Annotated in this window: 10 protein-coding genes and 1 pseudogene; all 11 read right to left on the reverse strand. The window is 39.0% G+C overall.

Features of this window, described 5'->3' with window-relative positions:
* Positions 1-194: 194 nt before the first annotated feature.
* Positions 195-1,241: an AAA family ATPase gene (locus DW938_RS13675; RefSeq protein WP_118125462.1), complete on the reverse strand. Its 1,047-nt coding sequence runs from the start codon at positions 1,239-1,241 to the stop codon at positions 195-197.
* 473 nt (positions 1,242-1,714) lie between these two features.
* Entirely contained in the window at positions 1,715-2,173 is a 459-nt protein-coding gene (locus DW938_RS13680; RefSeq protein ID WP_118125464.1) for a hypothetical protein, read from the reverse strand.
* A 4-nt stretch (positions 2,174-2,177) separates the two neighbouring features.
* Entirely contained in the window at positions 2,178-2,384 is a 207-nt protein-coding gene (locus tag DW938_RS13685) for a hypothetical protein (RefSeq protein WP_117858708.1), read from the reverse strand.
* Positions 2,381-2,731, reverse strand: a complete 351-nt coding sequence (locus DW938_RS13690; protein ID WP_118125466.1) for a hypothetical protein — start codon at positions 2,729-2,731, stop codon at positions 2,381-2,383. Before DW938_RS13690 ends, DW938_RS13685 begins: the two co-directional genes overlap by 4 nt.
* A 15-nt stretch (positions 2,732-2,746) precedes the next feature.
* Complete coding sequence (locus tag DW938_RS13695) at positions 2,747-6,049, reverse strand: vWA domain-containing protein (RefSeq protein WP_147342401.1); 3,303 nt, start codon at positions 6,047-6,049, stop codon at positions 2,747-2,749.
* Between the two features lie 437 nt (positions 6,050-6,486).
* Complete coding sequence (locus DW938_RS13700; protein ID WP_022126894.1) at positions 6,487-6,756, reverse strand: hypothetical protein; 270 nt, start codon at positions 6,754-6,756, stop codon at positions 6,487-6,489.
* Positions 6,757-6,769: 13 nt separating this feature from the next.
* Positions 6,770-7,285, reverse strand: coding sequence for a gamma-glutamylcyclotransferase family protein (locus tag DW938_RS13705; protein WP_022126893.1), 516 nt, complete (start codon positions 7,283-7,285; stop codon positions 6,770-6,772).
* Positions 7,286-7,299: 14 nt separating this feature from the next.
* A complete protein-coding gene (locus DW938_RS13710; protein ID WP_118125470.1) occupies positions 7,300-8,385 on the reverse strand; it encodes an amidoligase family protein in 1,086 nt (361 codons plus the stop codon).
* Between the two features lie 62 nt (positions 8,386-8,447).
* Entirely contained in the window at positions 8,448-10,064 is a 1,617-nt protein-coding gene (locus DW938_RS13715) for a recombinase family protein (RefSeq protein ID WP_022126891.1), read from the reverse strand.
* Complete coding sequence (locus tag DW938_RS13720; RefSeq protein ID WP_022126890.1) at positions 10,003-10,941, reverse strand: recombinase family protein; 939 nt, start codon at positions 10,939-10,941, stop codon at positions 10,003-10,005. The genes DW938_RS13715 and DW938_RS13720 overlap by 62 nt, the downstream gene beginning before the upstream one ends.
* Positions 10,942-11,028: 87 nt before the next feature.
* Positions 11,029-11,355 (reverse strand): annotated as a pseudogene (locus DW938_RS14870) (hypothetical protein); the annotation flags it as partial.

The following is an 11,355-nucleotide window of genomic DNA, read 5'->3' on the forward strand; positions in this document are numbered from 1 at the left end:
TTGTTTTTATTATACTTTGATTGTTTTGTATGTGTCAAGTTTTATTATACAGGATTAAAATGCTTTTGCTAAACTTACCCGACAAAAAATCCAAGCCCGCAAATCGGCTTACGTTTGCCGATTTTGGTTGACAGTAACTTTGCCCGTTTTCAGTTACTGTCACACCTGCTGTCAGCACCGTAAACCAAGCATTTTCAAGGGTTTGCGAGGTATTGCTTATGCGCTCCGTTGACAGTAACTCCGCTACCATTTTTACTGTCACTACTGTCACGCTCACAGTCGTAATGAAGAATTATCAGTCTGCCGTTTCTTGTTCGCTTGTACTGAAAATCAATTCCAAACTTTTTGAGAGTGTAACCGTTCTGCACCAGATCTCTTGTTACTCTGTTGGGATAAAACGTTTCATCGGAAACACTTTTCAGAACATTCACTAATTCCGAAGCTGTACCGCAGAAATCAATATGCTTCTTAAGATACACATACAGTGCAGCCAGAAAAATGTTATCCTTGCTTTTACAGTCGGACGGCTCATCGGTGACTATCCACTTTTTCAAATCGCTGTCAAACTGCAAATTAATTTCTGCGTTTTCAATATCACGACCTACACAATGAAGCTTTGCTGTACGACTTCCACGCTTGCTTTCAATCAGAACCATGCTTCCGTCAACACAACCGCTTAAGCCTGTACTGCCTGAGATCATATTAAATGGATCGCTGTCAGCACACTTTCGTGTGTGATGCACAACTACGATTGTAATTTCAAGCTTGTCGGCAAGTGCTTTCATCACAGACAGTTCTTTGTAATCAGTGCCGTAGCCTGACTCCGATTCGTTACGCACCTTTTGCAGAGTGTCAATGAACACAACTTTTAAATCGTAATGCTCATTTTTAAAATCCGTAATCTGTTCTTCCAAGCCATTTCCAATCGCCTCAGACATAATTACGAAATACAATCTTTCCGCAGGCTCGTCCGTAATTTCGTAAAGACGATTTTGGATTCGTACATAGCTATCTTCCAGACACAAGTACAGCGCAGTTCCTTGTGTAGTTTGCTGACCTAATACCTTTTCTCCTTTCGCTATAGACAAGCACATATCAAGCGCAAGCCACGATTTTCCGACTTTTGGTGCTCCTGCTAAGATATACAGACCTTGTGCAAGCAGATTGTCAACTACAAATTCAATCGGTTTGTACACTGTGGTCATGATTTCCTCGCAGGACTTTGAGTTGAACTTTTTCAATTTATCAAGCCTCCTATTCAATTTTCAAGTTTCTGTTGCTTTTCGTTTTAATTTACTTTGTAAATCGCATTCAAATTTTTTACGCACATTAATTAAATTTCCGATATCAATATGTAACCAAAACAAAAAAGCCCGTACACTTTTCAGTTTCACGATTTTTACAAAAGGATATAGTTATCCCGTTGTTACCAAAATCGTGCCTGAAATATGTACGAGCTTAAAGCTCTAAAAGTATTTGCCGATATGTTTATCTAAGTAAGAGGCACTTACTGTTTAATTTTATGTTGAACTATGTCGTCCCTATTTAATATTATAGCATTGGAACACTCGTTTGTCAACAGCCTATTTAAATATTTTGCTCACTTTCAGTTATGGTCATTTAAAACGTAGCATTCATAATTCTGCATAAAAAATCGCCGCACAGATTTTAGTCTGTACAGCGATTACTTTTATCATGTATACAATATTTGATATTAAATCACAATATTTAATGGAAACATAATTACTGCTAATATGCAGGCTATGCAATCTAATAAGGCGTAATTTATTGGATTAATCAACATCAAAATCACTGATTCCCTTAATGACTTTGGATCACATTTAAATAGCAAAAACATATTTGACACAACCGTACTTATTATTGCACCAAAAATTATACCTATAAAGGAAAGTGCAAAGAACGATAAACAAGTTATGATCAATGAAATTAATATAACTATCAATATTGAAATAATATGTCCTGTCACATTGATTTTATTTTGATAGATTAAAATTAATGCAAGTAATCCACATATAATACCAATGCTCCCTCCTATATTCAAAATTATAGATTGATCATTTTTCATAAAGGATGATGCAATAATTACAATAATCTGCGGAATAATGACAAAAATAATTGGCACTATCATCGACATGATTTTTCCCTTTTTCATAAAATCAACTCGCTTTTAATTTGTGTAAATAATCATTAGCTAAAAAGTAATATGTTTCCGGCATATGACCGTTTACCATACCTCCTATATTTATAATGCCGGTCTTTGAGTCCGCACCAGATTTGCAAAATTCATTTTTAGCTTTTTGATACTTTTCTGCTACTTTAAAACCAACAGTGCCTTCCTCATAATGCAATATATGCCACTTCAAAATCTCGAACCGCTTTTTCTCTCCAAAAGTCTACCATCTTTGATATCTACGATAAAATCCGTACCGTAAAAATCATTGACAATCAAACTGCCATTTTTATACGAAAGCCCAACATATGGAGTGTATTGCAGCTTTGGAAACCTCTTTTTTGCTGATTCTATCTGCCAAGTAATTTTACCATGAAAATCAACTGAGTAAACATTATCATTATTATCAATGTCATATGGAGTTTTTATTAGTACAATTACCTGTGAATCAAGAACAAGGACAGTATCAATCTCAAACTGAAATTTTACCAGCTCGTTATTAACATACAATGCATTTTTATGTATTTTTAAAATAGGCATAGTTAACCTCCGATATCATAATAATCGTTCGTTTGTGAACTTACCAATAAACTGACCCATTAAATCATATTGAGTTCCGCCGCCGTTCCCCCAATTTATTATTTTATTGGCGATTCCATAACGAACAGTACTTCCTGCAGGAATTTCAACATCACAAATATATTTAGGTTCATACTCCAAAGCAAATTTGTTTTTTATCTGTGACGGTGTTAGACCTTCAATTTGCTCAGCTTCCATTACCCAACCTCCGGTTAGTTTTCCAGACTCTCGATAAACCCTAACAAATTTTGTGTTTTCTTTAAGTTTAACGGTTATGGTCTTTGTCCCAGGTTGATAGGGTGGTTTGTAGTTAGAATTGGTTTTAAATTCGCTGTTTACTTTTTCAGCTGATTCTATTTTGACAATATCGCCTTTTTGAGATATTTTAGAAATATCATCTAATGCAGCTTGCTGTTTTTTAGATAATTCAAAAGAATTAACAGCTTTGGTGTTCTTAGCCTGAAAAGCATTTTCTAACACCCAAGTAGATAAGAAAAACTGAAAAGATTGTGTCCAACTTGTATAACCTATGCTCATTATCTGAGACCAAGAAGTTTCGTCTCTATAATTAAAATATTCTGTATAATAAATTTGGAATGCAGCTTTATCGCATTTATACCCTAATGACGCTAAATCCTCAATCACTTCGTCAATCGCATAATCAGCATGTCTGCGATAAACATTTATGTAATCTATCGCAATAATTGGGGAGCATTCGAATCTTTCACAAAATTGTGCCAAATACTGTATTTCAAAAAGTTCAGCTGAATCAAAAAAGTCAATAATTTTTAATTGGTCATCAGTTGCAGGATGAATCGGGTCAAAATCGCTGTCATCATCTAACCCATCTCCATCAGTATCCTCATTCCAAGGATCCGAGTTGTATCTGAACACTAATGAAGAATATTCCGCATGGCCGCCTGTAGAATCCTTTTTGATTACAAACTTAGGATTTTCGATTGAAATTTCTTCTCCATCAAGCAATCCGTCCCCGTCACAATCCGGATTTTCAGGATCGGTATAGAAAATCTGTGCATTAGAAACAACCAATCCCGAAACCTCAAATTCATCTGGAAGACCGTCGCCGTCCAGATCCTCCATGTTCTGAAGATCAAAATGATTATCTCTTGACAAATCGTTATAAATAGCTTCAAGCTCCTCGGCAGTCGCTGCCGCAAAGAATTGTCCTCCGGTAGACTCGGCATATGATTTCAGCCTGCTGTTGCTTGCACCGTAACCTAAACCAATCGTATGTATTTTTATCTTTTTATCCTGCGCCTTTTGTATATACTCCTCTGATATATTTACATCTCCGTCAGACAGAAGAATAATATGTCTGGTATACCAATGTTCAACGCTTTCCAATTCATCAATGGCGATCTTAACGGCAGCCTGTGCATTTGTGCCACCTGAATTATATGGCTTTACTGCACTCTTTAGCATATCCTTATCATTTGAAAAACCGCTTACAAGCTTAGCAGAGCTTTCATAACTGATCAGAGCCGTTTTGTCAGTCAATGTCATTGAATCTATATAATTATCTATTGCAAGCTTTCTGTAGCAGGTAGGATAAGAATAAGCTATCGTCCCGTCCTCGTTATATATATTATAATTAAAGGTACGGTCATTGCTACTCATACTTCCCGAACAGTCGTAACAAATCACGGTAGCAAGCGGTTCGTAGGTATCTTCAAAATAAAGTGAAGCTTTTTTCCAAGCATTGAACCACTCTACTTTGTCCACCAGCATATACTTACTGAAGTGTGTAGTCTCCACGCTTACAGTTGAATTATCCTCATCAAGCACAGTGTCCAGCTCAACAAAATTGTCATTTTCTTCATCATACCATAAAAACAGTAGGTTGTCAAACTCAGTATCACCAAGCTTAGACTTATCGATCACATAAGTAAGCGTAGCAGTATCAAACTGTGAAGTCGTTTCAATTGAGAAAGGCTCGCCCACAAGACCGACAACATCAGAGCAAAGTATATCCTTGTTCATAATGCTCTCAACAGTTGTTGTCTTTTGGAGATTTCCCGTGCCCTCCATAGTTACATGAACCTCGGTTACAGCACAATCCTCGTTTTCAACCTTGTGAATAAATGTCTGTGAACGTTTTTCATCACCATCGGAAATGCCGTTGCCGTCGCTATCGGGATTCAGAGGATCGGTTTCAAAGTAGATCTCGTCGCCGTCCTCAAGCCCGTCTTCATCGGTGTCAACCTTAAGCGGATCAGTCCCGTAAATGTTGATCTCTTCTCCGTCTTTAAGACCGTCGCCGTCGGTATCCTCATTGTAAGGCTCTGTGCCAAGCTCATATTCCTGTCCGTTAGAAAGTCCGTCATTGTCAAAATCTTCATCATAATCTGACACACCGTTTTCGTCGGTATCAGGCTTTGTTGGATCGGTTCCAAGCGTTAACGCTTCGTACCCGTCAGGAAGATTATCACCGTCCGTATCGGGATTATAAGGATCAGAGCCTATTTCCTTTTCAATAAGATTAGGCAGACCGTCATCGTCTGTATCGGCAAGATACTGCCAGTCATCAAATGTCCAACTAAGTTCTTCAGATTCTGTACCGACAAGCTCTGCCCACGAGCTGCTGTAGTTAATATTCGCTCCGTATCCGTCGATAACAACATTCTGAGCAATGATAAGTCCGTTCATATTGAAGTTGTCGCAGTCTATGGTAACAGTTCCAAATGGAGCATAGATCAGTCCGTTTACCGAAGCCTGACTGTTTGAGATGTCAATATCACCGAATTTTGAATAGATAACCGTGTTGTTGCCGTTGAGATTTCCGCCGGAAAGATCAACGTCTGAAACTGCTCCTACAGCGTTATTCAGGCTGATATTGCCGTACAGATTCAGTTTGCCCGTAACGTAGACAGAATTATTTATATTAATATTCATATCGGAATATGTATAATCTTCGTTGTATGTATCGCAGTTTTCGGTAAAATATTTGTCTGCAAGCTTGGTATGAATGAGAATCATATCCTCGCTTACATCAAATACATCTTCGGTTTCTTCTACTTCCGTATTGTTTTCATCTTCAATATCATCATGATCCGTAACAGTACCATTGATATTGGGATACTGAGCGGTTGTCGAAAACACGCCGTTTGTATATGCATTGCCGTTTAAAGTAAAGCTGTCAGTGTTTACGCTAATGCCGGCAGCCTCGTCGGCTGCAAAAATTGCATAAGGATACCTAGAGATTTCCTCGGCAGACGCAGGAATGACCGAGGCTAAGCTTGCGGTCATAGCTAAAGCCAATGCGCCGGATAACGTTCGTTACAGCCTTGACTTTGTTTTGAGTTTGAACATATCTTTTCCCTCCATATTTCTTTTTTGAATTCACAATAAAACTTATGAGTTAAAATAAGCTTTATATTAACAATTATAAAACATTTTAAAGACAAAAGCGGCATTGTTTAATAAAAAATAATACAAAAACTAAAAGTTTGTTATATGCTACAAAAATATATAAATTTATTATGCAACGTAACACATGCGTTCGACACGTAGCGACATTTAGCGACAAATATAAACAGAAACGATTTATTGATGTTTTCAGATAGATATTTAATTTCTTGAAATAAAAGCAACAACATAATAACCCCCACTCAAACAAAACGTTCAAGCGGGGGTTTCCTTTGTCTTGCTGATACCAAATGGATGCTCAGTTCAAACATCCAATTTTACGCTGCCAATCAATCTTCGTTATACTCATCTATCATTCTGCAGTACTCTTTTTCCTCGCAGTCAATATAATCCTTAGCGAACTGCTCCGCTTCTTCGAGACTGTTTTCCAGCAGTTCAAAATCCACAGTAGCCGAAAAAATATCTATCTCAAGCTGTTCGGACTCATCTGCAAAAACTTCAATAGTAAAACCCTCACAACGGACATCATTTCCATCCTTATCCTCCCGAAGCAGATCACTGTCGGGAGTTATTTTTACATGAAACCCTTTGTATTTCAAACCGCAAACCTCCTTAAAATTTCATCTGAAAATCATCAATGTCGTAATATCCATCATAATCTTCCGCACAATATTCTTCGTCAAATTCATCATTTACCATATGTTCAATCTGCAGTGAATTTTCCAAAGCTGTCTGAAGATAACTTTTATCTAAACCGTTTTCTCTATACCCCTGCAAAATCGTATTGTAATACTGTCTACTCGGAGGAGCGATCTCTCCTTGGTTCATCAGATACGCCATACCCTCAACTTCTTTGCCGTCCAGCTCAAAAGACATTTTTTCTTGCCTGTAAAGTCTCGGATAACCCTCATAGCGATTTAAAGCTGGCAAATCTCTGTCGTCAAGCTCCCAGATCAGAACAGGAACGCTTGCTCCTTTTTTCGGAACAATAGTCGCAACGCCTCTGAATTCCAACTCAAAATCCTTAATCTCAGATGTTCCCGCAACCCTTGAATGCGGACATCTGTATGCCATCTGTTGCAAATTAATGTTGCTGCCGTATGCAATATATAACTGTTTGTTTTTCATCTTCGACCTCCGATCTACATAGCCATTTCTATGTCTAAATCTTGATTTTCTTCAAAGCCCTCACATTCGCTCTCTGTCGGCTCAGAAATCTCATCGGGTACATTTTCGTTTAACTCCCGAATCTCGCTTACAGGCTCAACACGCTGCTCACGGGCGGCGATACGCTCCTGTCTGAGCCTTTCTCGCTGAGCTATGGCTTGCTCGGGATTTTTCCAAGCAATATTGCCCTCAAGATGAGAAAGCAAGTGTTTGCGGCAGTTCTTGAATTCCTGTCCGTTCAGTCCTATCCGGATAAGCCATGTTCTGAACGTATAACGAGGATTTTCACTTTGCGTTACCCGTGGGCTTGCAGATTTCTGCGTTAACGCCTGATTGCTGACCGCCAGAACCAGCGAAATATACGCCCTGAGCACGCCTGCATTCAGGCAGCTGTTGAAAGCTCTCACTTCAATATTGTTATCCGTAAAGACGGGATGTAAATTTAAACACCTGTACCGTGACGGATCGTAATGTGAGTGATAATCGGCGTCATCTCCGTACCAAAGCCGTTTTATGGTCTGTAAACTCGTCGGCTTTCTTCTGTTCAATTCTTCAAGAAAGTGCTTATCTACCTTTTTGCAATAATTCCGTTCACGGTTTGAATCTACCTGTAAAGCCTGATACAGCATATCCTCCTTGCTTGCAAAAATATTTACAAGATTTCTAAGCTTTTGCGCGTCATACGGAGAAAAATCAATGTGAATATGAATTCCTGTGGACTCGTTGCAAATGCCTCCGCTTCGGCGAATAGAACGAACGACCTCCTGAAGCGTCGGCATATCCTCGTATTCCAGAATCGGAGTTACAAGCTCCACAGAATACAGCTTTGAAGCCGAAGAGCCGTTCTTCGTTGTACATCGTATACTTGCGTCGGACATGATCTTCCATGTTCTGTTTTTACTGTCTTTAACATCATATCTGTCATAACTGCCGCCGTAATGCTCCGGCGAACCGCCCAAAACCTTTGCCACCGCCTTTGCCGCTGACGATCTTGTTAAGCCGGTGCATTCAATTTCAACTCCGTAACGTTGGTTTTTTATTCCCTCAAAATTTTTCGCCATTTAATTTTCACCTCGTTTCCGAAAAAAACAGCCTGCAGATTTCTCCGCAAGCTGTTTTCACATTATTCAATTTCCGTTCTGACTTCATACCCGCCCTTGAAGATCACCAGTATTTCGGTTTTACTTAAGACTTTTACACATTCGATGAGCTTTCTGATCAACACATTATCAAAGGTTTCCAACTCGAATTTTTCATGCTCTATCATGTCCGTGATCTTATCAAGCTTTTGCTGAGTTTCGGCAGAAGTTTTATTCTGCGATTTGAGCATTTCCAATCGTTCGCTTAACTCTTGTTCCTCGGCATAAAGCTTTGCAAACTCACTGTCAAGCTTGTCCTCGTCACAGCCGCCGGAAACTATCAGTCCGACCAGATCCGTTCTTGCTTGGTCGATCTCTTTCAGTCGCTTTTCAATCGAAAGTATTTCCTCCTGCCCCTGGCACTCCAACACCGATCCGATATTAGCTTTTAATATCCGAACAATATCGTCACGGCAGGAATAGTAGTTATTTATCGAACGAATAATTCCACGGTGCAGGTTTTCTTCCTTGATCGTAGGCGAATCGGGGCAGTATTTTTTACCGTGTTCCAGACGGCTGATACACCGCCAGACCACTTGCTTTTTCCCGTTTTTTGTCCATATTCTGCGCCTGTACGGAGTTCCGCAATTTCCGCATATCAACAATTCGGACAATGCATATTTTCCACTGTATTTTCCTTGCTCTGTTTTGGTATGATCGGATATTTTTCTTTTTGAACTTCGCCTTGCAATTTCCTGCTGTACTCGGTTAAAGGTATCACGATCGATTATGGGAGTATGATGATCTGTAATAAGATACATCGGGCGCTCTCCGTTATTTTTCACAACTTTGTGTGTAATGCAATCGACCGTGAAAGTTTTTTGCAAAAGTGCATCTCCCACATACTTCTCATTTTTCAGAATTCTCTGAATTTCACCCTTAGACCACTCACTTTTACCAGTTGCGGTAATTCTTTTTTGATTCATTAAGGTCTGAGCGATGTTATGTAAGGTATATCCGTCAAGATAAAGACTGAAGATCAACCGTACAGTTTCAGCCTCATTGGGAACTATCTCCGGCTTGCCGTCTGCACCTTTTTTGTAACCCAGCAGATATTTATACTGAAAGGACACCTTGCCCTCACGGTAGGCTTTTTCCTTTCCCCATGAAACATTTTTGCTTATGGATTCACTTTCAGCCTGTGCGAATGAACCGTACAAAGCAATCATAAACTCGCTTGTCATTGTCAGCGTGTTTATGTTTTCCTTTTCAAAAATCACGCCAATACCCAAGTCTTTAAGCTGTCGAACATATTCAAGGCAATCCACCGTATTTCGGGCAAATCTTGAAATTGATTTCGTTATCACAAGGTCGATCTTTTTGTTTTTGCACATTCTTATCATTCGGTTAAACTCTGTCCTTTTCTTTGTCTGAGTTCCGCTGATCCCTTCGTCGGCAAAAACTCCGGCAAGCGTCCATTCCTTTTTTCGGTTGATCAAATCGGTGTAATAGGCGATCTGTACCTGATATGAATTCTGCTGTTCCTCTTGTTCTGTGCTGACACGGCAGTATGCGGCAACTCTTAATTGGTGATATTTATCACGGTTTTCCGTTGTCTGCACTTTCGCAGGGATTACCGTTACATTCGGAGCTGTGGACATTTTTGTCATTCCTTTCTGTGATATTTTTGATGTGTACTCCGTTGATAAATTCAACCTCTATGGTACAAAAATGGCTTATCCAGATTCGTGAAATACACGCTTTGAATAAGCCAATATCTAATGTATTTAATTGCTCGTGGTCTTTAAGAACAGCCTTGATTTTCTCTGTTTTTTGCGGACTGTCGCTGTAGGTACAGCAGTCGTATTTCATTTCGGCAAGCTTGAAGATCTCAGATTTTATTCTTTCAAAATTGATCTGAGATACATCGGTCATCCGATTTATCTCATTCTGCTGACTGACTATGTCTGATGTCGGGGAATATGTGCTGACCTCTCCGCCGCATTCAATTAAACTTGGGTTTGCAGCAGCAGAGTTCAGAACAGTGATCACTGCTCCCATTATCATCTGATCTGTCATGCGATATTCAAATTTAAAGCAGTCGGGGTTTTCACAATTCCAGTATTCACGACCCTTGCCGTTGGTTTTTCTGAAAACCTTTTCTCCGCATTCGGCGCAGTATGTAACCTTTCGGATTTCCGATAGGTCTTCTGAAATTGTGCAAAGTGAATTTGCTTTTCTCACTCGCTTTTCATTTGCTTGTCTGAAGATATCCTCATCGATCAACTGCGGATATTTGTCAGTTCCCAGATACTTTTCATTTTCTATGATCCGCTTGACCATGTTTTTGTTCCAATGATCGGAATCACTGTTGTATCGGATTTTTTCGGACTCCATAAGCTTTGCAATCTGCAAAAGACTTTTGCCATTAAGATATTCGCTGAAAATTGTTGCAACTGCGTAAACCTCTTTAGGCTCGGTGGTTATTTCGCCGTTTTTCATGCAGTAGCCGAATGGGATTACTCTGTTTTTGAGCATATTAATTTCACCTCCGAAAACAACAATACCATAAAGCCTTTGAAATAGCTATATCCAAAGGCAATAAATTTATGATGTAGAAATTGTCTATTTTATCTTCTCATTAAATTTTAAACCGCCGATTAAGTGAAATTCCAGCTCATGCTGATTTATCACAACGATCTTTTCAACTATGCCCTCAAACGTCGACTCGTCAAATTCTGTTATTGGATTACTTTGTTTTTCAAAAAAGTCTATCAGCATTTCTATTTGGTCAATTGTTTCGTCCTCGTCATCGGAACGGGTAAGCTTTTTCAGTTCGGCCTGCAGCTTATTGATTTTTGCTGTAAGCTCCGTAGTCTGCTCAATGTATTTTACTAATCCTGTATAATAAAACTTGACACATACAAAACAATCAAAGTATAATAAAAACAA

The sequence above is a fragment of the Ruminococcus sp. AM43-6 genome, assembly GCF_003461785.1.
GTDB lineage: Bacteria > Bacillota > Clostridia > Oscillospirales > Ruminococcaceae > Hominimerdicola > Hominimerdicola aceti.